This is a genomic window from Fulvivirga sediminis (assembly GCF_016757215.1).
Taxonomy (GTDB): Bacteria; Bacteroidota; Bacteroidia; order Cytophagales; family Cyclobacteriaceae; genus Fulvivirga; species Fulvivirga sediminis.
Genome location: NZ_JAESIY010000001.1, coordinates 62277 through 86910, shown reverse-complemented (window position 1 = coordinate 86910; position 24634 = coordinate 62277). Strand labels below are relative to the sequence as shown.

The window sequence follows — 24634 nt, the reverse complement described above, 5'->3', positions numbered from 1 at the left end:
AAAATCAAACTATCTCCTTATACTGCATCTTATGAAGTTGAGTATAGTAACCTCCGAGCTCTATCAACTCTGTATGATTACCCTCTTCCTTCACCTCTCCTTTATCCAATACTATAATTTTATCAGCCTTTTGAATAGTAGAGAGACGGTGAGCGATAACTATTGCTGTCCTGCCTTTCATCATTCGCTCTATAGCATTTTGTATCAGCTCTTCAGTTTCTGTATCAACAGAAGAGGTAGCTTCATCAAGAACTAAAATTTTAGGATCGTAAACCATAGCACGAACAAAAGAGATCAATTGCCTTTGCCCTACAGAAAGCGTAGACCCACGTTCCATCACATTATAGTGTAGGCCTCCTGGTAATCTTTCTATAAATTTTTTGGCTCCTACAAGCTCCGCCGCATGCATCACTTCCTCTTCAGTAATAGATTCATTTCCTAAAGTGATGTTATATAAAATGGTATCACTGTATAAAAATACATCTTGTAGCACTACTCCTATCTTACTGCGTAGACTGCCCAAGTCGTATTCTTTAACATCCACACCGTCTACCTGTATTGTGCCTTTATTAATATCATAAAACCGGCTAAGTAAATTGATGATAGAAGATTTACCTGCACCCGTAGCACCTACCAGAGCTAGAGTTTCTCCCGACTTTACCTTAAAATTGATATCCTTTAATACATAATCTTCATTATTGTATGCAAACCATACATTTTCAAACGACACTGCACCTTTAATACTATCAGGAGCATGGCTTCCTGTATTTGCGATATACTCGTCATTATCTAATAGCTTGAGTATTCTGGATGAGCTTACTATTCCTAATTGTAAGGTGTTAAACCTATCAGCAATCATTCTTATAGGTCTGAAAAACATCTGAATATACATTATGAAAGCGATGAGTTTACCGATAGTAACTCCGGTTACCGCTTCATCTATCACACCTCTGGCTCCATACCAAACTAGTAGACCTATACCAGCGGCACTTATAATCTCAGCCACTGGGAAATAAACTGAATAATAAAGAACTGATTTGAGGTTAGCTCGTTTGTGCTCTCTGTTAATTTCTTTAAATTTTTCGTATTCGCGCTCCTCACTTCCGAAGATCTGTACAATACTCATCCCTGTAATATGCTCTTGCACAAAAGAGTTAAGGTTAGCCACAGCATTTCGAACATCGTTAAAGGCTACCTTTATTTTCTCTTTAAAAATATAGGTAGAAATAAGTAATATGGGCAATGTGGATAAACTGATGAGGGCCAATCGCCAGTCACTAGAAAACATGATGATTAAAATAAATATGAGCTGTAATAAATCACCCATCATAGCTGCTAAGCCTTGAGAGAAAACATCGGCCAAAGTTTCTACATCAGAAATAGTTCTTGTAACTAATCGTCCGATAGGGGTATTATCAAAGAACTTAAGTCTCAGCTTTACTAAATGTTCATATAACTGAACTCTTATGTCTCTGATAACATATTGACCTAACCAGCCAGAAAGATAAGTGTGCGCATACTGCACCAGAGCCTGAGCAAATAGTATCCCACCTAATACCATCATCATATTCACCATGCCTTCATAATCACCATAGGCCACATGATTATCTAGCGTCTTCTGAATAAGCAGGGGCATTAAAGGAGCTAGCACGCCTAAGGCTATGGTTAAGAAAATAAGTAGAAAAAACCTTCCTTTATAAGGCTTCACAAAGCGCATTAATCGCTTCAATACATCTAAATCTACAATGCTTCCGCTATTTACTTTCTCTTTTTCCAAACTACAATCTAGTATCTTCGGGATAAACAACCCTGGTTAAAAAAAGTCCTTGAGGAGGTGCTGCTGCTCCTGCATCTCTTCTATTTTTATTATTAATGATCTGCTGAAAGTCATTTATACTCAGCTTACCGCTACCTACTAAAAACAAAGTACCTACTATAGCTCTTACCATTCCACGCAAAAATCTATTGGCTGAGATATGAAAAACATAATATTCTTCATGATCCATCCATACTGCTTCAGTAATATTGCACCAGAAGTTATTCACATCTGTTTTTACCTTACTAAAAGATTCAAAATCATGCTCACCAATCAGTAACGAAGCCGCTTGATTCATGGTTGTAATATCCATCGGTTTTACAAAAATAAAACTCATATCATGATAGAACGGATTCTTTTGCTTGCTAACATAATATTCGTAACTACGAGATGTAGCCGTGAACCGCGCATGTGCCTCCTCATTTACTGCAAATATGGCATTAATGCTAATATCTTCTGGTAAATAACTGTTTAAATTGTAACGAAGCTTACCAGTATCAATTTCCTGCTCCAGATCAGCATGAAAAAATTGCTGTTTGCAATGTACGCCTGTATCTGTTCTTCCGCTACCCGTTATAACTATGGACTGATTGAGTATTAAACTCATGGCATCTTCTACTACCTGCTGAACTGAAATAGCGTTTTTCTGCCTTTGCCAACCATGATACTTTTTACCATGGTAAGAAATCTCAAAAAAATATCTCATCAAATATATCTTAGGATGTCATGAAGAGCCTCTACTTGGATATATCCTTCAGTTAAAACCTCTTCAGTAGGCACTTCATGTTGCCAGGTTATTTCATAAGGAACATAAATAGCGTTACTACCGATGTTCAACACAGGTATTATGTCTGATTTTAAAGAATTTCCAATCATTAAAAATTCCTCAGGATATAAATCAAGATGACTCACAAGCCTACGATAATCCGCCTCTGATTTCTTATTCATCACCTCTATATGATGAAAATACCCTTCAAGACCAGATTTTTCTAATTTCCTATGTTGATCTAGCAGATCACCCTTTGTTACCAAAATAACTCTATATGTCTTCCTTACTTTTCTTAATATATCTTCTACCTGATCTAAAAGCACCACTGGCTTATCAAGCATTTCCTTACCTATTCTTATAATTTCTGTACTTATACTCGCCGAAAAGTTTAGACCACATATTTCTAATGCGGCCTCCATCATAGAAAGTGTAAATCCTTTTATACCGAAACCATAAAGTTCCAGGTTTTTAACCTCCACCTCATAGAGCTTTTTCATTAAAACTTCGCTGCTTTGATATTCTGCCAATAGCTGACAAAAAGCACTTTCTGCCTCTCTGAAATAATTTTCATTTACCCACAAAGTATCATCAGCATCAAAGCCAATTACTTTTATGTTTTGATTTTTAAAGTCTTTCATAAATAATAGCGGCTCCTTGTCCCACACCTACACACATGGTAGCCAGACCATATTTTGCCGATTTTCTTTTCTTTAATTCATGAAGCAAAGTAGCCGATATTCTTGCTCCGCTCGCTCCCAGCGGATGCCCCAGTGCTATAGCACCACCATTTACATTTACCTTTTCAGGGGCCAATTCCAAATCTCTCATACAAGCAATAGACTGAGCAGCAAAGGCTTCATTCAACTCAATCAGGTCAATATCATTGATTTTCAGGTTAGCTCGGGCTAATGCCTTTAGAGTTGCTGGAACAGGACCTATTCCCATAAGAGCAGGGTCTACTCCTGCCACGGCCATGGAAACTATCCGGGCCATAGGCTCTAGATTGTATTTCTTTAAAATCTCCTCACTCACTATTAATGTAGCTGCAGCTCCATCATTTATACCAGAAGAATTACCCGCAGTAACTGAGCCCCCCTTTTTAAAGGCGGCTTTGAGCGTTGAAAGTTTTTCAATACTGGTAAGCCTTGGATGTTCATCCTTATCAACAAGTAAATCATCTTCTTTTTTCCTAGGCACAGATACGGGAAACAATTCCTCTGCAAAAGAATTCCTTTTATAGGCCTCTGCATATTTAACTTGAGAAAGGTGAGCAAATTCATCCTGTTCCTCTCTGGAGATATTATATTTTAAGGCTACATTTTCTGCAGTTTCTCCCATTCCGTAAGGGTAGTGCTTCTCGGCCAATTTAGCATTAATAAACCTCCAGCCTATTGTAGTATCATACACTTTGGCTCTTCTATCGTATGCCACTTCTGATTTACCCATTACTAAGGGGGCTCGCGTCATGCTCTCACTACCGCCAGCTATGTAGGCTTCACCTTCTCCCAACATAATGGCTCTTGTAGCATCCATTATAGCTTGCAGACCAGAGGCACACAGCCTATTTACCGTTACTCCTCCTACAGTTAGTGGCAAGTCGGCCAATAGAGCTGCCATACGAGCTACATTTCTATTGTCTTCACCCGCCTGATTAGCAGCACCAAAGATCACATCTTCCAATTGGCTAAGATCTAAAGCCTGATTTCTATTTACCAAGCCTTTAATAACATGAGCAGCCAGATCATCTGGCCGAACTGTAGCCAAACCACCGCTAAATTTCCCGATAGGAGTTCTAAGGATATCTACTATATAAGCTTGTTTCATCATCACAAAGTTTATATTGAGGGATTAAGGACCTGATGGTATCTGCAGTTTTGTTTTTTTTAACCGCGTGGTTTGATTTAATTTGCAGCTGCAATTTAAGCTAATAGCCATATGTTACAAAGAATTCAAACCGTATTTCTATTACTAGTAGTATTACTGATGCTACTAACTCTTATTTTTCCTATGTGGGTTTATCATGCACCTGATTCTGACAAAGGAATTATGCTTACTGCCTTTTATCTAGTTACTAACAACGGATTAGAACAGGCATCAAAAGAGTATTTCCCATACATTCTTATTGGTTGTTTTGCTATTCTTTCTGTTATAATAGGTATAATAGAAATCTCTCGATTTAAAAACAGATTGCTTCAAATTAAACTTAGCGCACTCAACTCACTACTAATTTTCTGTACGCTAGGGCTAAGTTTCTGGCTTGGTAAAGGAGTAATGGAAAGTGAACAAATTCAAAATAGCTGGACTTACGGCATTGGAAGTTTTCTGCCAGTAGGAGCCATGTTATTTAATGTACTGGCTAACCGTTTCATAAGAAAAGACGAAAGACTGGTAAGATCGGTAGACCGAATTAGATAAGAGTACATAGAATATAAATACTATAAAGGAGTGAACATTTTCACTCCTTTTTTTATGTCAAAACCTGACTAATTAACCTGCCATTAGTGTTTAGCTCCTTCTTAAGTTATAGAAAAACGGGAAAATCTGTCAATTTGTCATCACTTAGCTAATGGAATAGATTTTGGTCAGCCGATGATTGTAAAACTGAATTTTAAAATTAACTCATAATAGCAATGGCAGAAAAAGGCACCATTTCAATCCATACGGAGAATATCTTTCCAATCATTAAAAAATTCCTCTATTCAGATCACGAGATATTCTTAAGGGAGTTGGTTTCTAACGCAGTAGACGCCACTCAAAAGCTGAAAAGGTTATCATCATTAGGAGAAATCACCAGTGAGATAGGAGACACTACCATAGAAGTAAGCTTCGATAAAGAAAAAAAGACCATTACCGTAAGTGATCGAGGTATTGGTATGACCGCCGAAGAGATCAAAAAATACATTAACCAAATTGCCTTTTCTGGAGCTACCGAATTTGTTGAGAAGTTTAAAGATAAAGGAGATGCCAAAGATATCATTGGTAAATTTGGTTTAGGTTTTTACTCGGCATTTATGGTAGCCAGCCAAGTAGAAATCATCAGTAAATCACACCAAGAAGTTGCTGAAGCTGCCCGTTGGATTTGTGATGGATCTACCGAATTTGAAATCACTGAGGCCACTAAAGAAACACGAGGTACAGATGTAATCCTCCATGTAGCAGAAGATTCTGAGGAATTTTTAGATGAATGGAAGTTAAAGTCTATTCTTGATAAATACTGCAAGTTTTTACCAGTGCCTATTAAATTTGGCACTAAAGAAGAGCAAGTAGAAGATGGAAAAGATGATGAAGGCAAGCCTAAGTATAAGTCTGTTACTAAAGACAGAATAATTAACGATACTGATCCTTTGTGGACTAAAGCACCTTCAGATCTTAAAGATGAAGATTACCTAAACTTCTACAAAGAGCTTTATCCTATGTCAGAAGATCCATTATTCTGGATCCACCTGAATGTAGATTATCCTTTTAACCTTACGGGAATTCTTTATTTCCCTAAAGTGAAAAATGACTTTGAGGTTCAGAAAAACAAAATACAACTTTATTCTCGCCAAGTGTTTATCACTGACGAGGTAAAGGATGTAGTTCCTGAGTTCTTAATGTTACTACACGGTGTTATCGATTCTCCTGATATCCCTCTAAATGTTTCAAGAAGTTATCTACAGTCTGATGGTAATGTGAAGAAAATCAATAATCACATTACTAAAAAAGTAGCAGATAAGCTGGAAGAACTCTTTAAGCAAGACAGAGAATCTTACCAGTCTAAATGGAATGACATAGGTGTATTTGTAAAATACGGTATGCTTAGTGAAGATAAATTCTATGATAAAGCAAAGAATTTTGCGCTGTTCACTAACACTGAAAATCAGTTCTTCACTTTTGAGGAGTACAAAGAAAAAGTAAAGGAAACTCAAAAAGATAAAGATGACAACGTAATCTACCTTTACACAACAGATGCCGGCAAACAAGACGCTTACATACAGTCAGCCAAAAATAAAGGCTATGATGTGCTTCTATTAGACGGAGTTATCGATAGTCATTACGTTAACTTCTTAGAGCAAAAAATAGAAAAGACGCAGCTAAAGCGTGTAGATGCTGAAAATATAGAAAAGATTATTGACAAGGGAGAAACCATTGCCAGTGTTCTAAGCAAGGAAGAAGAAGAAAAAGTAAAAGAGATCTTTGAGAAGGCAGTGAATAACCCAAGTATGAATATCTCTATAGAGTCTCTATCTCCTGATGATATGCCTGTAACCATAACTATGTCTGAGTTTATGAGAAGAATGAAGGACATGGCTAAAAATGGTGGTGGCCCTTATGCTATGATGGGTAGTATGCCTGATCAGTTTGAGATGTCTGTTAATGGTAATCATAACATTGTAGGTAAAATCTTGAATGCTGATAACGAAGAGAAAAAGGCTCAACTAGCTAAGCAAGCTTATGACCTGGCTATGCTTTCTCAAAATATGCTACAAGGTAAAGACCTCACTAACTTTATCAAAAGAAGTATAGAAATGGCCGCCGAATAAGCTGCTGTAAATTTTGAACATTTTTAGGCCATTCGTTGTAAAATGAATGGCCTTATTTTTTAGAAAATAAATATAAAAAGGACCATCAATATATTTTTTGGAACTTTTATAAACCTAACCTTATTGAAGAATAGAAATAAAATTTAGTTCTTTACGTTAACTATCCTAAACTAAAATTTATTGTGAAATACCCTTTTCTAATCATATTGCTTCTTTTTATTGGTATCCATGCTAAAGCTCAGGAGGTTGATCCCGAAAGTACAGATAAGATGTTTACTATAAACACACCTATCACCATAGAATTGGATGATGACAAGGAAGAGGAAGACGATACTGTAGAGCCCAAAAAGAAAAAAAGAAAGAAAAAGGTCTTTTATGGTATAAAAACAAAAAAACGGTTTACTCAAAGTGGGAGCGGAACACGAAAAAGTTATGAGCTATTTTATGTAATAAAAGATCCTATTGAACTAGACCCTTACGTAAGAGATATTTATTGGGTAGACTATCGCAGAGGTGCTATTCGACATGGAGGAGAAGTAGATCAGGAACATGGTGCCGTACTTCATGGTCCTTATAAGCGTATGCAGGGTGAACAACTTATAGAAGAAGGCATATTCTATAAAGGTATGAAACATGGCCGATGGGTAGAATATGATAAAAATGATTTACTGGTAGACAAAGAAAAATACTACAAAGGATGGCCGAAAGAATCGAAAGTAAGCTATTACGATAGAAATCGTGAAAAAATGAAGGAAATAGTACCTATCGAATACGGTGAAAAAGAAGGAAACTATTTTTACTTCCATGAAAATGGGAGAGTCGCTGTTCGTGGTGAATTTAAATGGGATCAAAGAGTGGGAGACTGGGTAGAATACTATACTACAGGCCGCAGAAAAAAGGTAGTAAGATACCCTAAAGAACCCTATAATGATGACATGAATCCATATACATGGAAAGAATGGAATCAAAGAGGTAAATTAGTATATGAAAAAAGATAAAATCTAACCTCAAAGACGCCGAAATAATATAACTATTACTGGTACAAATAACTACTGTCGGATATTAAGCCCTAATTTCTCTTCAAATATTACCTATAGCTCAAAAATTACCCATTCATTATTTAGTGATTTTTTGGTATATTATTATCATGATTAAATGTAAATAATGTGAGTATAAGGTTAATAAAATATCCTATATGTTTTTTTAAAGATATAACGATATTTAAATACTTGAATATGTTGGTATTATGAGGTTGCTTGCACAATTTATCCTAATTTTTTTTATTGTAGGCATAATAGCTCATACGCTTTAAAATACTTGTATTCTAAAACCTCAAAAAAGAGTAGTTCCTTACACATCACATTATCTATTCATGTTTTTACTGAACATACTGACCCTAATGTCGGTTTTATTGGTTTTAAGCTTAAAGTAAAACAAAACTGTTGTTGCGATATAACTTGAGCATAAACATTGTAAAGGCAATTAGACAGAAGCAGGAATAATAATCAAAAAGAAGGTTGTGAGGAAGGTTATAAGTAACAAATTATCATTTAATATTTCAGCTACGAGAACGCTCCGTTCTATAAACAGCCTTGTGCTATTTCTATCATTAGCCACTGCTTATTATATCGATATAATTTCTGCACTTGGAATAGCAACAAGTAGCTTTTACGTGATAGCTTTTATTGCCATAAAGGATTCGGAAAGTCTTGTTTTACCGTTCCTCATCGCTTTATTGATAAGCCTTTTTATTGTGATTGGACCTTTTCTATCTCCAGTAAAGCTGGGTATCCACTCGGTATTCTTTAACCTATCCCTTACTATTATAATTTCATGGATGATGGCTAGCCTTTTCCATTTCAAAAAAATTAGGAAGCTCAAGATGAATGAAATTGATCAGACATTAAAATCTGAGAGCAAACACATACCCGAAGAACCTCAAAACGAAGTTTCAATATGATGGACAGCACAGTGAACTATCAACGAGAACTAGAAGAAACACAATTAGTACTGGAAATGGCTACTGAAGCTGCCAAAGCAGGGGTATGGTCATGGAATAGTTCTACCAACCTAATGACTAGTGATGAAAGAATGCACTTGTTATTCGACTTGGAAACAGAACAAAAAAAGGGATCTGCTAAGCCATTTATTAATAGGATTCATCCGGAAGACCGTAAACGCGTATTAGAAATCCTTCAAACGTCAAGAGAGCAAAATAAGAGCTTCCAGTTTGATATCCGAATTGTTGATCGATACGGAAACCGAAAACATATCAAAACCATTGGTACCGTAAGACCAGTGCTATCCACAGAAGAGCAAGAAATAACTGGCTTGTGCTTAGATATTACCAGAGACAAACTTAAAGACGAAGCCCTTAATGAAAGTACTCAAAGGTTTCAGTCTGCTATAGAATATTCACCTATAGGCATAGCCGTACTCGACTTACACGGCCATTGGATACAAGTAAACAAAGCATTAGAGAATATATTTGGCTATAGTGCAAATGAATTATACCAAACTGACTTTCAAAGCCTTACTCATAAGGATGATTTGAATGATGATCTGAAATATGTGGAAGAATTGGTAGATGGTAAAATCAAAAGCTATCAGATGGACAAGAGGTACCATAAAAAAGACGGCTCTGTATTCTGGGCTCAGCTCAATGTATCCTTGCTACGGAGTAGCAGTGGGGTTCCTCAATATTTCATTAGCCAAATACAAGAAATAACGGAGCGTAAAATCGCCGAGCAAAAAATTCAAGATATAGTTACGGAAAGAACACAGCAACTGCAAGTAGCCAACCAAGAATTGGAAGCGTTCAGTTATTCTGTTTCTCACGATTTAAGATCTCCATTACGTAGTATTCATGGCTTTAGCCAAGCCCTTTTAGAAGACTACTCCGAACAATTAGACGAAATCGGGAAAAACTATCTCAAGCGGGTTTCTTTGGCGAGTATACGAATGGGAAGACTTATTGATGATTTACTTACTTTGTCTCGTATAACCAGACAAGATATTAATATATCAGAAATAAACATTTCTGAAATTGCTAATCAAGTTGTATCTAGTCTTGCTCAAGACTATCCCAACACAAATTTTAAGATACAACCCAACCTCATGGGAAATGCAGATCGCGGACTTATTTCTGTAGTGCTGGAAAATTTATTAGAGAACGCTGCCAAATATTCCAGCAAAAAGGATGATCCCGAGGTAAGCCTACACATGGAAATGATCAATAATAAGAAGACCATAGTAATTCAGGATAACGGAGTTGGTTTTGACATGAAGTATTCATCTAAACTGTTTGGCGCTTTTCAAAGACTACATAGTGACAGTGAATTTGACGGAACAGGCATAGGCCTGGCTACCGTAAAGAGAATACAAAATCGGCATGGAGAGAAAGTATGGGCAGAAAGCACGTTGAATCAAGGATCTAAATTTTACTTCACATTAAACTAAATACTATGTCAGACGAAATTCTACTAATAGAAGATAACGAGGATGATATTACTCTAACCCTCAGGGCGCTGAAAAAACAAAATATTCTTAACCATGTAGTCATCGCTCGTGATGGTACTGAAGCTCTAGATTTATTATTAGGTAATAAAAATCATGAAGCCATTAAGCCAGCATTAATATTACTTGACCTTAAGCTTCCTAAACTAGATGGTATGGATGTGCTTAGAGAAATAAACAAAGTAGAGATTGATCGTCCTCCTATTGTAATTCTCACCACTTCCACGGAAGAAGAAGATATAATTAAAAGTTACAACCTCGGTGCCAATAGCTACATTCGTAAGCCGGTTGACTTCTCAAAGTTTACTGAAGTAGTAGGACAGTTAGGTTTATATTGGTTGGTTATAAATGAAAAAAGGCCTAAGAATGAGTGAAGCATTGCTTAAAATACTAATTATAGAAGACTCTGTAGATGATTATGACTTATTGGTTATGCAAATAAGAAGAGCCGGCTATAAATTAAATTCTAAACGAATAGAGAGTAGAGAAGAACTCATCAATTCTTTAGAAGATCTTTGGGATTTGGTTATCAGCGATAACTCTCTGCCACAATTTAATGCTCAAGAGGCTTTAAAAATTACTCGCTCAAAAAATTTTTTCCTGCCTTTTATTATTGTTTCGGGTACTATTGGAGAAGAGGCAGCAGTGAGTGCCATGAGAGCAGGAGCTAATGACTATATATTTAAGGGCAACCTGAATCGTCTCTTGCCTGCCATTGAAAGGGAAGTCAGAGAGTCTGATAACAAAATTAAAAAAATTAAAATAGAAAAGAAGCTCGAGCAAAGTGAAAAAATGTATCGCTTCCTTTCTGGCAGTATTCAAGATGTGTTTATAGCTCTTGATGCTGATTTTAACGTTACCTTTTGGAATGAACATGCCCAAAATGAATTTGCTATAGGTAATGAAGTTATAAAAACTCCAATTTTTAAAGTGCTTCCTGCCTTTGAAAATAAAAAACTAAAGTCACTTCTTGGACAGGTTTTACATGAAAGAAAGTCACAACATTTCGAATTTCAACATGGCACCCATAAATATTTTGAGGGTAGCATTTATCCCACAGAAGAAGGTATTACTATCATAGCTAAAAATGTAACCGAGCAAAGACAGGTAAAAGAAAACCTCATTAAAATTAATAATGAGCTGGAAACACTCATGTACCGCATATCGCATGATCTCAAAGGACCAGTAGCATCTATTAAGGGTCTTATTAACATTGGAATGAAAGATTTTAATGAAAATAAAGAAGTGCAGCTTTTATTAAAAATGTTTGATAACAGCACCCTAATGCTAAATAATACACTCAACGAGTTACTAAATATCACACGAATCAAGCAAGGGCAAATCAAACCAGATCCTTTCGATCTCAGTTTGCTACTCAATGATGTAATTAACAGCTTGAAATTTTCAGATGGATTTGATGATGTTGAAATAAAATTAGAGGAATGTGAAGACATTGAAATTTTAAGTGATAAAAGACTATTTAGATCTGTAATTCAAAATTTACTAGAAAATGCTATAAAGTACCGTTCGAAGGATAAAAGCAGAAAATTTATTAGAATATACGCCTCAAAGGAAAAAAATATATCTACACTTTGTATAGAAGATAATGGTCAGGGAATTCCTCTTAAGCTACAAAAAAATATCTTTGAGATGTTCTATCGAGCTAATGAATCTTCTCAAGGATCAGGATTAGGGTTATATATTGTCAAGAGCGCATTGGACAAATTAAATGGAATAGTTAACTTAAATAGTAAAGAGGGCTGTGGCTCTACATTCATTATTAAAATTCCGGATTTAAATGATCTCTGGGGATAACAAAAAGAACATTAAAATTCTATTTATAGAAGACTCTGAAGACGACTTCGAACTTATTCTCAATAAATTAAGAAAAGAAGGATATACAGGAAAGAATACGCGTGTTCAAAACTCAGAAGAACTTATTGAGGCACTACAAGAGGAGTGGGATCTTATTATTAGTGACAATCAATTACCTCGACTTAATGCCCAGGCAGCATTAAAAATAACTCGTAATAGAGACCTGCATGTGCCCTTCATAATAGTATCTGGTACTATAGAAGATGGAGATGCTGTTAATGCAATGCGAGAAGGAGCTAATGATTATATCATAAAAAATAATTTGGCTCGCTTTATTCCGGCCATAGAGAGGGAGCTAAAAGAGGCTGAAAACAGGAAAAATAGGTACAAGGCAGAAAAGGCCTTGGCCAAGCGACAAAAGGAATATAAGTTATTGGCAGAGAACATTCATGATTTGGTTTGCCTTCACAACCCCTTTGGCACTTATCTATGGGTAAGTCCGTCAGCTAAGAAGATAACTGGCTATAATTACGAAGAGCTGGTTGATAGCGCACCTGAAAACCTGCTGTTGTCTCATGAAAAAGGCCTATTAGAAGAAAGAATATGGAGCGTATTCAGAGAGCAAAGCACAATACAGTCCATTCGCTTAGATTATAAATTGAGAAGAAAGGAAGGTATCATTATCTATCTAGAAACGATAGCTCAGCCTATTTATGAAAATAAAGAGCTCAAACAAATTCTTACTACTTCCAGAGATATTACAGAACAAAAGCTAGCCTATGACCTGCTAATAGAAAGTGAATCACAATATCAAAGCGTAGTAGAATCTATTGCCGAAGGTGTCATACTTTATGATGAAAAAGGAATTATTATTAATTATAATAAAAGTGCCTCTCTGATATTAGGCCTTTACGATGAAGTAAACAAATTCACTAATCTGGAGGAACACTTTCAATTAATTAAACCAGACCGTACCCCTTTTCCAACAGAACAGCTGCCACATAAGATTACATTAAAAACAGGAAAGCCCTGCTCCAATGTAGTTATTGGCCTACCTAAAGAAAGCAATATTTTATGGCTTTCTTTTAACTCCTCTCTATACCTACAGCCGAATGGTAAAACAGGAGTGGTTATTTCTATTTCAGACGTTACCAAACAAAGAGTATATGAAGAGCGGGTTACAGCAGTGGCTCAAGAACTTACCACTCTAATAGATACTGCTAACGCACCAATTTTCGGGCTAGACTGGTACGGAAAAATTAATGAGTGGAACCAAGTTGCCTCTAAAATCACCGGATATAGCAAAGAGGAAATTATGGGTAAAACTTTGATAGACGAGTTTATATTAGACGGATACAAGGTAGCGGTAACTAATTTACTCAAGTCAGCTTTCAGAGGTAAGAGTGTTACCAACTACGAATTACCCATTTACACTCGCACTGGAAAAGTAGTAACCATTCTGTTCAATGCTACTCCACGCAGAAACATTAACAATGACATTATTGGCCTCTTAGGTGTAGGTCAGGATATCACTGAGCTTATAGACTACAGAGAACGACTGGAACATAAGGTAGCCGAAAGAACTAAGGAACTGAAAGAAGCCCTGAATAAGGAAAAAGAGCTGGTAGCTTTAAAATCAAAGTTTGTTTCTATGGCATCCCATGAGTTTAGAACCCCTCTATCCACTATTAACTTCGCGGCTAACTACCTTTTAAAATACAGTGAAAAGCTTACCCCACAAGATTCTCAACAAAAGCTCAACAAAGTCATGGAGCAGGTTCGTCACATGACTTATCTGCTGGATGATGTATTGCTAATTGGTAAATCAGAAGCAGGAACCATTAAAGTAAATCCCGACGTGCTAAACATTCAGGAATTTTTCTTAAAAATGAAAGAAGAAGTAACTAATAGCACCCAAAACACCCATGAAATAGTGGTTTCCCTTGGTCTGGAAAAAAACATGACCGTAATAGATGAAAAGCTGCTGAGAAATATAGTAATCAATCTATTAACCAATGCCGTCAAATTCTCGCCCGGGAAGAAAAAGGTATTGCTTGATGTTATATATAAAAGCGGCCTGCTTACCATAAAAGTCAAAGATTGGGGTATCGGTATAGACGATGAGGATAAAAGCAAAATTTTTGAAGCTTTTCATAGATCTAACCAGGCCCATGCTATACAAGGTACAGGCCTAGGCTTGTCCATTGTAAAAAAAGCAGTTGATATGCAAAATGGAAACATTGAGGTAGAAAGTGAACTGAATGAAGGTACCATGATAAAAGTAGAAATTCCTGTAGATGAAAAATAGGATCCTAATCATAGATGACACTATTCCTCTTTTAGAAGAAATCACTGATATTCTAAAAATGGAGGAATATGAGGTAGAAACTGCCAACGATGCATATGAAGGTATGCGCAAAGTGGCCACAACGTTACCTGACCTCATCATTACAGATGTGCTTATGCCAGAGATCAATGGTTTCCAGTTTATCGAAAAAATTAGGTCTTTAGATAAACATAAACATATACCTATCATAGTTCTGTCTGCCCAGGCGTCTAAAGAAAATATAGATAAAGCCAAAGAGGTAAAAGCTGATCTTTATTTGAAGAAACCGTGCTCTGCAGATGAACTTATTTATTCTATTGAAAGCCTTTTAAATAAAAGCTCATGACTCCTGTAAAAATATTGTTGGTTGATGATCATACCTTAATGAGGGAGGGAATAGCCTCCATGCTTCAACATATCGAATTTGTTCAGATAGTAGGTAAAGTAGAAAGTGGAGAAGATGCCATAAACGCAGCACAGAGCATGCAACCCGACATTATACTTATGGATATTGTAATGAAAGGAATGAGTGGCATTGAGGCTACCAGGTGGATCAAAGAGCAAAACCCTGAAATAAAAGTAATTCTGCTCTCGAGCGAAGTAAGTAAAGATTACATTACTCTGGGAGCCAAAGCCGGTATAAATGGATACTTACCAAAAAATGTCAATAAAGAAGGCCTCGTTGAAGCCATTAGAAAAGTTAATGCAGGCGAAAAGTACTTTAGCCCATCCATAATGGAGATAGTATTTGAAAACTTCTATGAGCAAGAATCATCTAATAAAAAGCCTGTAAAAAAGAATACTGATCTTTCCAACAGAGAAATGGAAGTACTGGAGCAAGTAGCTTTAGGTAAAAGCAACAAAGAAGTAGCAGATGCACTTTTTATAAGTGTTAAAACTGTTGAAACTCATAAAACAAATATTCTTTCAAAACTCGGCTTAAAAAACACCGCCGAACTTGTGAAGTATGCCATTAAAAATAATATTATAGAGCTATAAAAAATTAATAACACTTATAATATTTACCAGCTGCTCATAACATTCTTATACTTGAATCTACCGCTATAAAACACTATTTAAGTGCTTTACCTAATATAAATTTTCAGGAAAAACCCTTAAAAAGTCACTAATCTTTATTGACAAATTTGTATCAGGGAATGAAGATTTAGGGATATGAAAAATAAATTAGATCAAGACTTAGTAGAAGCTAACGACCTGCTGGAGCATTTTATTCTCGGTTGTTCTAGTGACTTAAAAAGTCCTTTAGGTTCCATAAAAGACCTAATTCATTTAGCTAAATTATCTCAGAGTGATAAAAATAGGGAACAATATTTAAGGTGGATAGATGAAAGTACTGTAAGAATGGATCGACTCATCCAGTCCATGGAAAATTATCTAATCAATACTAAAGAGCCTATTAAAAATGAAAAAGTAAACTTTTATGAAATCATAGATGCAGTAGTGGTTCCTATGACACCACTTATTAAAAGGAAAGGAATAAATTTAAGTAAGCGGATAATGCAGAAAGCCATCTTAATTGGAGATAAAAATAGAATATTGCTCATTCTTAAATATTTAATTGATAATGCCATTTGTTATCAGAAATCAGGGGCAAAAAATAATTTTCTGGATATAGCCATAAAAGTAAATAAGTATGAGGCTAACATCGAAATATGCGACAATGGGGAAGGTATTAGTAAAGACAACATAAAGAATGTATTCAAAATGTTTTTCCGCTCTTCCAAAAACTCAAAAGGTTCAGGTTTAGGCCTATACTTGGTAAAAGAGGTTTTACAAAAGATGAATGGTAGTATAAAGGTGGTTTCGAGCCGTGGAGTAGGAAGCAACTTTATCATCAAAATTCCGAACAGTTTAAATAACTTTCCAGAATGTTAATAAAAGGCATCAATAAAATGATCTATCTTTTTAGTTATATTATTATATGAAATTATATCAAACCGTATATCCTTTTGCCAGCCTCTCTCATAAGTAAAATGATCCGCTGCTTCTGTCACTTTTTTTACCTTAATATGGTTCACGGCCTCTTCCGGATATCCATAAGCCGTAGATGATTTGGTTTTCACCTCTACAAAAATGACGATATCATCCTTTTTAACTATTATATCCACTTCAGAGCGACGATACCTATAATTTCTCTCCAAAATTTCGTAACCTTTGCAAATCAAATAATTCACTGCAGCATCTTCCCCTTCTCTTCCAGTTTTCGCCTTAGTGTTTATATTATTCATACCTTTGTACATTAAAGTTAGTAATTGTGAATACGGTTTTAAATAAAAAAGTAAAGTTGATAGACCTAGGCACTATCGATTATAAAGAGGCCTGGGATTATCAAACCGAGCTGTTTGATAAGGTTGTAAACATTAAAATAGAAAACAGAAAGGCTGAAGATAATGATCCCATCATCACGGATAATTACCTTATTTTCTGCGAGCATCCTCATGTTTATACTTTAGGAAAGAGCGGGCATCCAGAAAATTTACTAATAAACGATGAGCAATTAAAAGAAAAAGAGGCCACTTTTTACAGAATAAACAGGGGCGGAGACATTACATATCATGGTCCTGGGCAGATTGTGGGATACCCTATTTTGGATTTAGATAATTTTTTTACCGATATTCATAAATACCTTAGATTCTTAGAAGAGGCTATAATTAAGACCTTGAAAGAATATGGCATAGAAGCGGGTAGGATAGAGGGGCTTACAGGTGTGTGGATAGATCATATTGAAAGAAAAAATCCCAGAAAAATATGCGCATTAGGTGTAAAATCAAGCAGATGGGTAACTATGCATGGTTTTGCTTTTAATGTTAATGTAGATTTGAATTATTTTAAAAATATAGTCCCATGCGGTATAGATGATAAGGCTGTAACCAGCCTGGAACAAGAGTTAGGAACACGCCAGGACATCAATGAAGTAAAGGCTAAACTTAAAAGGCACCTTGCCGCTCTTTTTGAGATGGAATTGTACTTATGAAAGAAGATATTCAAAAACCAAAAGTAAAAAATGTAACATTGGCTATAGCCAAAAAGGTAAATGAGCTAAACGCTGTAGAATGGCACGTGTACCTTATTAACAACAATAGTTTTGATATAGAAAACACCTTAGTAAGCTCTACAGGATATGGCAAAAAAGATGGAGAAGAACAAAAGACATCTACTTTAAGGCATTTCTTACAAACGGTAGCAGCTAAGAGCACTGCGCTTATTGAACCTATAAACCCAGACGTATTTCACCTCAACAACGAATATTGGGTGAGCTATTATATCGGATCTACCATTTATGACAAAAAGTTCATCTTCGTACCTGACTCCATTCAAGATGAAAATTTGGTATATATTAAAGAACTAAAGATGGAAGGTATCCTACATTCTTAAGCATGTATCCGCTCAAGAACATATTGTTTTTAGATATTGAAACTGTAGGCTGCACCGATGATTATGACAGCTTGCCAGATCGACTAAAAACGCAATGGGCCCGAAAAACTTCTTTTTTGAAAAAAGGTGACGATCTTACAGATAAAGAAGTATTTGAGGACCGTGCCGGTATTTTTGCCGAATTCGGTAAAATAGTCACTATTGGTTTAGGCTTCTTCTCTTTTGAGAATGAAGAGCAACCCATATTCAGAACCAAAGCACTATTTAATCACGATGAAAAACTTATTTTAACGGAATTTGTAGATACATTAAGCAAATTCTCCAAAAACGGGTTATCATTATGCGCACATAATGGTAGAGAGTTCGACTTTCCTTATCTGAGCCGAAGATTATTAATTAACGGAATACCTCTACCAGAAGTGCTCAACCTTATGGGCAAAAAGCCATGGGAAGTACAGCATATTGATACTATGGACATGTGGAAGTTTGGCGACTGGAAGCACTACACTTCTTTAGACCTGCTTGCCACTATTTTTAACATTACCTCCAGCAAATCGGATATCGATGGCAGTGAAGTAAATCAGGTATATTATGAAACTAAAGACCTCCGAAGAATAGCGGAATATTGCCTGAGAGATGTAGTAGTTACTGCCAAATTATTTCTTAAATTAAAAAGTATTCCTCTGGAGGATTTCAAAATTATAGATGTAACTGATTATTAAGAGAATAACCTAAAGCATTGTCGCTTGTTAATAAATAATTGTTTATTAATAATGGTTCAACCTAAAATAATGTTATTGGTTGCATCTTTGTAAAGATTCAACACTTATTTATGAGTAAAAAAAAGAGAAAAAAAATAAGGAAAGGAAAGAGTGATGGCATTCAAAATAAACTAAAAGCCAAAATAATATCTCTTCTCCACCAAAATTTTGATAAAGAGTATTCTACTAAAGAAATTACAAAAAAGTTAGGTTTCAGAAGGAAAGACTACAATAATGCCATACCTATGGTTCTTTCTGCCCTCACTCAGGAAGGCCAAATTTTAAATAATAGTGGCAGGTACAAAAGTACCCAAAGACCAGATTTAATAAGAGGTAAGCTAGACCACGTTAACCCCAGATTTGCCTATCTACTCACTCCTGAAGATGAAGACGACATATACATCAAAGCCAAAGATTTGAACTTCGCAATTGATGGTGACTTGGTAGATGTAATGGTTATACCCACTCGCGCCGGAAAACGACCTGAGGGGAAAGTGGTTAATATTATAGAGCGTAACAAAGATCAATTTGTAGGAAGAATAGAGTTTTCTCCACGCTTTGCCTTTGTGGTGGCTGACAACAGAAAAATTCATCAAGACATATTTGTACCGTTAGACAAAACGAGCAGTGCCGCTCACAATGACAAGGTAATAGTAAAAATCACCCAATGGCCAGGGCATGATAAAAGCCCCGAAGGTGAAGTGAAAATGGTACTAGGAAAAGCCGGTGATAATAATGCGGAGATACATTCTATCATGGCTGAGTTTGATCTTCCTTTTGAATTTCCTAAAGAAATAGAAGAAGAAGCAGAGAAAATTTCCGATAAGATTACTAAAAAGGAAATTGCCAAAAGACGAGACTTCAGAGAAATCCTTACTTTCACTATAGATCCGGAAGATGCGAAAGATTTTGATGATGCCTTATCTTTTGAAAAGCTTGAAAACGGAAACTATGAAATAGGTATACATATAGCTGACGTTACCCATTATGTGCAACCAGGCTCCTTATTAGAAAAAGAAGCGTATGACAGAGCTACTTCAGTTTATTTAGTAGACAGAACCATACCTATGTTACCAGAAAGGCTCTCAAATGGTCTTTGTTCTTTGAGGCCTCGTGAAGATAAACTGACTTTTTCTGCAGTATTTGAAATAGATGAAAATTCTAATGTGCTAAAAGAGTGGTTTGGAAGAACTATTATTCACTCAGACAGAAGATTTACCTATGAAGATGCTCAGGCTAGTATAGAAACAGGCGTTGGAGATCTTGCTCCAGAGCTACAGCTTATTAACGGTTTGGCTAAAAAGCTGAGGAAAGAGAGATTTAAAAAAGGTGCCGTTAATTTCGAAAGCACAGAGGTCAAATTCAAACTAGATGAAAAAGGAAGACCTTTGGGTGTTATTCCTAAAATCAGGAAAGATGCACATAAGCTTATAGAAGAGTTTATGCTCCTTGCTAATAAGCAGGTAGCCTCATATGTGCATGATATTAAGAAGGATAAAGAAAGGAATACTTTTGTGTACCGAACGCATGATTATCCTGATCCTGAAAAGCTCAATTCATTTTCCTCCTTTGCTAAAAGGTTTGGGCATAGCTTACAAACTGAGGAAACTGCTATATCAAAATCTTTAAACAAGCTATTAGATGAAATAGAAGGAAAGCCTGAAGAAAACGTACTGCAACAATTAGCAATAAGAGCAATGGCTAAAGCCAAATATACTACCGCTGCAGACATCCATTTTGGTTTAGCTTTTCCACATTATACACACTTTACCTCTCCTATCCGTCGTTACCCTGATATGATGGTACATAGGCTGTTACAACATTATTTAGATAGTGGTAAATCAGCCGACAAGCAAGAGTATGAAGAAAAATGTACTCATTCCTCAGAGCGAGAAAAAAGAGCTGCAGATGCAGAGCGCGCCTCTATTAAGTATAAGCAAGTAGAGTTTATGCAAGGAGTAGAAGACAAGGTATTTGAAGGGATTATCTCTGGTGTTACGGAATGGGGCATTTTCATAGAAATTGTAGAAACCAAGTGCGAAGGCATGGTTCGCATGGTTGATCTTAAAGATGACTTCTATGAATATGATGAAAAGAACTTCAGAGTAATAGGCAATAACAATAAAAAGATATATGCCCTGGGAGATAAGGTAAAGGTACAAGTAAAAGCTACAGACATAGACCGCCGAACTATCGACCTGATATTTGTTGAAGAAACAGATTAAACTTAGCTTAGCCTTTTTTAGATAAATGAAAAGTACAGAACAGCTTTTAGAGCTAATTTCAAAGGAAATCAATCAGCAGAAGTATGGTGTAGAACCTGATGAGCTGTATGAACCTATTAGATATATCATGGACCTTGGTGGTAAAAGACTAAGGCCCTTACTAGCCACATTATCCTACTCATTATTTAAAGATGATGTGAAGTCCATAATCCCTCAGGCGATAGCAGTAGAAGTTTTCCATAATTTCACTCTTATGCATGATGACATTATGGACGAAGCACCTCTGAGAAGAAATAAGCCAACCGTACATGAGAAGTGGAATAATAACACTGCTATTCTCTCAGGTGATGTAATGTTGGTCAAGGCTTATGAAATGATTATGAGCGAAGAGCACCCAAGAATAATGCAAGTGTTAAAAGCATTCAATAGGTGTGCCGCGGAAGTATGCGAAGGCCAGCAAATGGATATGACTTTTGAGACCCGAAAAACGGTGGATGAAAAGGAATATATTGAAATGATAAAGCTTAAGACTGCAGTACTTTTAGGGTTCAGTTTAGAAATGGGCGGCCTTTTAGCAGATACCACAGAAGAAAATGGTGCAGCACTTAGGAATTTTGGCATTAATATAGGCATCGGTTTTCAACTTAAAGATGACTTGTTGGATGTATACGCCGATGCGGAAAAATTTGGTAAACAAGTAGGTGGAGATATCATTTCAAATAAGAAAACTTTTCTTCTCATTCGTGCCTTGGAGTTAGCCAAGGGCAAACAAAAGCAAGAACTGGAAAACTGGATTTCAAAAACGGCCTTCGATGTGAAAGAAAAGGTAAGTGCCGTAACAGAAATATATAATCAGCTAAAGATTAAAGAACTTACTGAAGAATTAATGAACGCATACTTCATAAAAGGATTTGAATCTTTAAAAGCAGTAGAAGCTCCCCTTCATAAAAAGGCCATTTTAAAAAAATTTGCCGAGGGCTTGATCAATCGCGAAAAATAAAAATAACGCAAAATATTACTAAGACTTATAATGAAAAAGGCTACTTGTTTGAGTAGCCTTTTATGTTTTACTGTTGTGGTTCCAACCAGTATTTTTGTAATTGCAATTGCTCTTGAGTAGGATCTTCGTCAAACTCTAACACATATATTTGAGCTTGCTGAATAGGGAAGACCTTAGCTCCTAATACTTTTTTCTCCAGTTCTCCATCTGTATTCTCTCTCATAATTGTATAAGAAAGCGTACCATCAACTTCTAAAGATTCTTGTACCTGCCCAATGAAGTTACCAAGTTCTGGACCTAACGGAGGAGTATCTAAACCGTTAATAGCTATTACAATATCTCCATTCTCGAAACCTAAAGAATCTCCTTGCGGATTTAAGTATTCAGCATTCTGAATAGCCAGATACTGACTTCCATTATAAGGTGCTACGGCTATATTATTTTGCTGCAAACCTAAGCTTAAACTTTCCACGATTTTCTCCGGAGTAAAAGTTACGCCTACCTTATTAAATAAGTCTTCTAATGGAAGTGGTTTAGGTCCACCTACATAAGTACTAAGAAATTCACCTATTTCCGGGTAAGTCAACTCTGTTATTACGCCAAAAAGCTCGTCATCATCGAAAGCCTTATCTTTACCATATCGCTTAGAAAGATCAGCCAATAGATTCTGAACACCATATTTACCTTTAGATAATTCTCTCAATTGAATATCTAGCGCCATTCCTATAAGTGCACCTTTTTGATAAACATTATAATACTGATCTTCATATTGATCAAGCGTACCTTTACTAATGGTGGTGAAAGCTACAGTATCAATAAACTGTGTGGCAGTTATCATTTTCTCTCTCAATACCTGTAAATATTCTTCAGGAGTAATCAGTCCATATTTTACCTGCATATTCCCTGCAAAGTATTCAGTAACTCCTTCATACATCCATAAATGCTTTGACATTTCAGGATCATTAAAATCAAAATCAGCTATTTCATCACTATGAATGGTAAGAGGAGTGACTATATGGAAAAATTCGTGTGCCGCAAAATCGCGTAATTGCTGCGCCATTTGAGTGATTGTCATCTCAGGCATATAATAAAAAGAGCTATAAGAATGCTCTAATGCACCGTATGACATTACAGGCTGATCAGTAAAATAAAAGATAAAAGCATATTTATCCACAGGTAATGTACCCCCCAGGTATTTCTGCTGAGCCATTAATACTTCTTCTATGCTGGCGGCAATTTCGTTAGCAGTTACTTTCTTATTGGGTGAATAAGAGGCTACTAAAACATCAGTATTTCCTACCTTCACAAAAGCCGTATCAGCCTGACTATACATTATTGGAGAATCAACCAATTCATCATATCCGGCCACCTTAAACTCATCTTGCTTTTTATCAATTTTAGCAGGAACAAGACCTGTAGCTCCATAAAAACCTACTGGCTTTATAATCTTAAGTTCAAAAGGCTCATCCTTCTTACCTTCAAAGTATCCAAAATAACCACCACTGTTAATAATGAAGTTCTTTCCTTCTTCAATATTAGTACCTGCTGGCTGAAAAATTTCAGGACCTTCCAACTCAGTATCATAAGTATCTTCAATCCAATAAGTGATTTTCGTAAGCTTATTGGCCTTCTTTATCACCCATGAGTTATCATCAGGATGCTCTACTTCCAACTCTCTTCCCTTTTTATCCAAGGCTTTGAAAGCGGATACCATACGACCATAATCCTCAATAGCATAAGTACCTGGAATCATTTTAGGTAAATAAAAGGTAATTTCCTTATCCTTAATGTTGGGTGTAACTAATTCTATATACACTTTATCATCTTTTACCTGAGTAAGATCAAGCGTATAATTATAACCATCGTTAGCAAATAGCGTAAATCCATATAAGAGGAAAGCTATACTAAGTATACCAATTTTCTTCATTTCTTATTGTTAAATATATTTGAACCTGCAAACGTAAAAAAAAGAGAAATAGTTAAAAATTTTTTACAATCGGATATAAGTCCTGTTTAGCGAACATATTACCCGATATAATAAATCATTAAATACTAAAATTAGATAAAATGAATTTTCATACAAGAAAATGGGTAAAACCGGAAGACTTAAATCCTAACAGAACATTGTTTGGAGGAAGTCTATTGAGATGGATTGACGAAGAGGCTGCTATTTACGCAATCATTCAGCTTGAAAATCAGAGATGTGTTACAAAATATATGTCAGAAATAAACTTCGTAAGTTCGGCAAAGGAAGGAGATATTATAGAGCTGGGAATGGAAGCTAGTAAGTTCGGTACTACTTCACTTACATTAAGCTGCGTAGTACGCAATAAGCTAACGAGGAAAACTATCCTGGCAGTAGACAAGATTGTTTTTGTGAGCCTGGACGAAAATGGTGCACCTCAACCACATGGTAAAACCGAGGTCACATATGTAAAAGATCGCTTGCAATCGTAATTATTACGATATATCAGATATGAAACTATG

23 protein-coding genes are annotated in these 24634 nt (G+C 35.9%); 17 read left to right on the top strand and 6 right to left on the bottom strand.

Features of this window, described 5'->3' with window-relative positions; all coding sequences use genetic code 11:
* Window positions 1–4 precede the first annotated feature (4 nt).
* Genes JL102_RS00410 through JL102_RS00395 form a run of 4 tightly spaced genes read right to left on the bottom strand, consistent with a single transcriptional unit; the run spans window position 5 to window position 4409 of the window.
* Entirely contained in the window at window positions 5–1777 is a 1773-nt protein-coding gene (locus JL102_RS00410) for an ABC transporter ATP-binding protein (RefSeq protein ID WP_202241480.1), read from the bottom strand.
* Window position 1778: 1 nt separating this feature from the next.
* A complete protein-coding gene (gene truA, locus JL102_RS00405; RefSeq protein ID WP_202241478.1) occupies window positions 1779–2522 on the bottom strand; it encodes a tRNA pseudouridine(38-40) synthase TruA in 744 nt (247 codons plus the stop codon).
* Window positions 2522–3223 carry an HAD family hydrolase gene (locus tag JL102_RS00400; RefSeq protein ID WP_202241476.1) on the bottom strand — a complete coding sequence of 234 codons (702 nt, stop codon included), beginning with the start codon at window positions 3221–3223 and terminating at the stop codon, window positions 2522–2524. Before JL102_RS00400 ends, truA begins: the two co-directional genes overlap by 1 nt.
* The gene (locus JL102_RS00395) at window positions 3210–4409 is read right to left on the bottom strand and encodes a thiolase family protein (protein ID WP_202242376.1); all 1200 of its coding nucleotides are present in this window, start codon (window positions 4407–4409) and stop codon (window positions 3210–3212) included. The genes JL102_RS00400 and JL102_RS00395 overlap by 14 nt, the downstream gene beginning before the upstream one ends.
* A 111-nt stretch (window positions 4410–4520) precedes the next feature.
* On the opposite strand from JL102_RS00395, the gene JL102_RS00390 reads away from it, so the two are divergent.
* From JL102_RS00390 to JL102_RS00340, 11 genes are all read left to right on the top strand, one after another.
* Window positions 4521–5000: a DUF4293 domain-containing protein gene (locus JL102_RS00390; RefSeq protein WP_202241475.1), complete on the top strand. Its 480-nt coding sequence runs from the start codon at window positions 4521–4523 to the stop codon at window positions 4998–5000.
* Window positions 5001–5215: 215 nt separating this feature from the next.
* Complete coding sequence (gene htpG / locus JL102_RS00385) at window positions 5216–7108, top strand: molecular chaperone HtpG (protein ID WP_202241473.1); 1893 nt, start codon at window positions 5216–5218, stop codon at window positions 7106–7108.
* A 182-nt stretch (window positions 7109–7290) separates the two neighbouring features.
* Window positions 7291–8106, top strand: coding sequence for a toxin-antitoxin system YwqK family antitoxin (locus tag JL102_RS00380; RefSeq protein ID WP_317191601.1), 816 nt, complete (start codon window positions 7291–7293; stop codon window positions 8104–8106).
* 521 nt (window positions 8107–8627) lie between these two features.
* Window positions 8628–9068 (top strand): hypothetical protein, encoded by a 441-nt coding sequence (locus tag JL102_RS00375; RefSeq protein ID WP_202241471.1) that lies wholly within the window; start codon window positions 8628–8630, stop codon window positions 9066–9068.
* Entirely contained in the window at window positions 9065–10567 is a 1503-nt protein-coding gene (locus JL102_RS00370; protein ID WP_202241469.1) for a sensor histidine kinase, read from the top strand. The genes JL102_RS00375 and JL102_RS00370 overlap by 4 nt, the downstream gene beginning before the upstream one ends.
* Before the next feature lie 5 nt (window positions 10568–10572).
* Window positions 10573–10998 (top strand): response regulator, encoded by a 426-nt coding sequence (locus JL102_RS00365; RefSeq protein WP_202241467.1) that lies wholly within the window; start codon window positions 10573–10575, stop codon window positions 10996–10998.
* Window positions 10991–12439: a sensor histidine kinase gene (locus tag JL102_RS00360; RefSeq protein ID WP_202241466.1), complete on the top strand. Its 1449-nt coding sequence runs from the start codon at window positions 10991–10993 to the stop codon at window positions 12437–12439. Before JL102_RS00365 ends, JL102_RS00360 begins: the two co-directional genes overlap by 8 nt.
* A complete protein-coding gene (locus JL102_RS00355; RefSeq protein WP_202241464.1) occupies window positions 12423–14747 on the top strand; it encodes a hybrid sensor histidine kinase/response regulator in 2325 nt (774 codons plus the stop codon). The genes JL102_RS00360 and JL102_RS00355 overlap by 17 nt, the downstream gene beginning before the upstream one ends.
* Entirely contained in the window at window positions 14737–15111 is a 375-nt protein-coding gene (locus tag JL102_RS00350) for a response regulator (RefSeq protein ID WP_202241462.1), read from the top strand. The genes JL102_RS00355 and JL102_RS00350 overlap by 11 nt, the downstream gene beginning before the upstream one ends.
* On the top strand, window positions 15108–15764 hold the full coding sequence (locus tag JL102_RS00345; protein ID WP_202241460.1) for a response regulator transcription factor: 657 nt from the start codon (window positions 15108–15110) through the stop codon (window positions 15762–15764). The genes JL102_RS00350 and JL102_RS00345 overlap by 4 nt, the downstream gene beginning before the upstream one ends.
* Before the next feature lie 174 nt (window positions 15765–15938).
* Complete coding sequence (locus JL102_RS00340; protein WP_202241458.1) at window positions 15939–16661, top strand: sensor histidine kinase; 723 nt, start codon at window positions 15939–15941, stop codon at window positions 16659–16661.
* Here JL102_RS00340 and JL102_RS00335 read toward each other — a convergent pair.
* A complete protein-coding gene (locus tag JL102_RS00335) occupies window positions 16658–17014 on the bottom strand; it encodes a YraN family protein (RefSeq protein WP_202241456.1) in 357 nt (118 codons plus the stop codon). The two genes, JL102_RS00340 and JL102_RS00335, sit on opposite strands and share 4 nt — an antisense overlap.
* A gap of 26 nt (window positions 17015–17040) precedes the next feature.
* On the opposite strand from JL102_RS00335, the gene lipB reads away from it, so the two are divergent.
* From lipB to JL102_RS00310, 5 genes are all read left to right on the top strand, one after another.
* Window positions 17041–17760 (top strand): lipoyl(octanoyl) transferase LipB, encoded by a 720-nt coding sequence (gene lipB, locus JL102_RS00330; RefSeq protein ID WP_202241454.1) that lies wholly within the window; start codon window positions 17041–17043, stop codon window positions 17758–17760.
* The gene (locus JL102_RS00325) at window positions 17757–18161 is read left to right on the top strand and encodes a hypothetical protein (protein WP_202241452.1); all 405 of its coding nucleotides are present in this window, start codon (window positions 17757–17759) and stop codon (window positions 18159–18161) included. The genes lipB and JL102_RS00325 overlap by 4 nt, the downstream gene beginning before the upstream one ends.
* Window positions 18162–18163: 2 nt before the next feature.
* The gene (locus tag JL102_RS00320) at window positions 18164–18883 is read left to right on the top strand and encodes a 3'-5' exonuclease (protein ID WP_202241450.1); all 720 of its coding nucleotides are present in this window, start codon (window positions 18164–18166) and stop codon (window positions 18881–18883) included.
* A gap of 110 nt (window positions 18884–18993) precedes the next feature.
* A complete protein-coding gene (gene rnr / locus JL102_RS00315; protein WP_202241449.1) occupies window positions 18994–21147 on the top strand; it encodes a ribonuclease R in 2154 nt (717 codons plus the stop codon).
* A gap of 25 nt (window positions 21148–21172) precedes the next feature.
* Window positions 21173–22147, top strand: a complete 975-nt coding sequence (locus tag JL102_RS00310) for a polyprenyl synthetase family protein (RefSeq protein ID WP_202241437.1) — start codon at window positions 21173–21175, stop codon at window positions 22145–22147.
* Between the two features lie 67 nt (window positions 22148–22214).
* Here JL102_RS00310 and JL102_RS00305 read toward each other — a convergent pair whose 3' ends face one another.
* A complete protein-coding gene (locus JL102_RS00305) occupies window positions 22215–24074 on the bottom strand; it encodes a M61 family metallopeptidase (protein ID WP_202241435.1) in 1860 nt (619 codons plus the stop codon).
* 140 nt (window positions 24075–24214) lie between these two features.
* On the opposite strand from JL102_RS00305, the gene JL102_RS00300 reads away from it, so the two are divergent.
* Entirely contained in the window at window positions 24215–24604 is a 390-nt protein-coding gene (locus JL102_RS00300) for an acyl-CoA thioesterase (protein WP_202241433.1), read from the top strand.
* Window positions 24605–24634 lie beyond the last annotated feature (30 nt).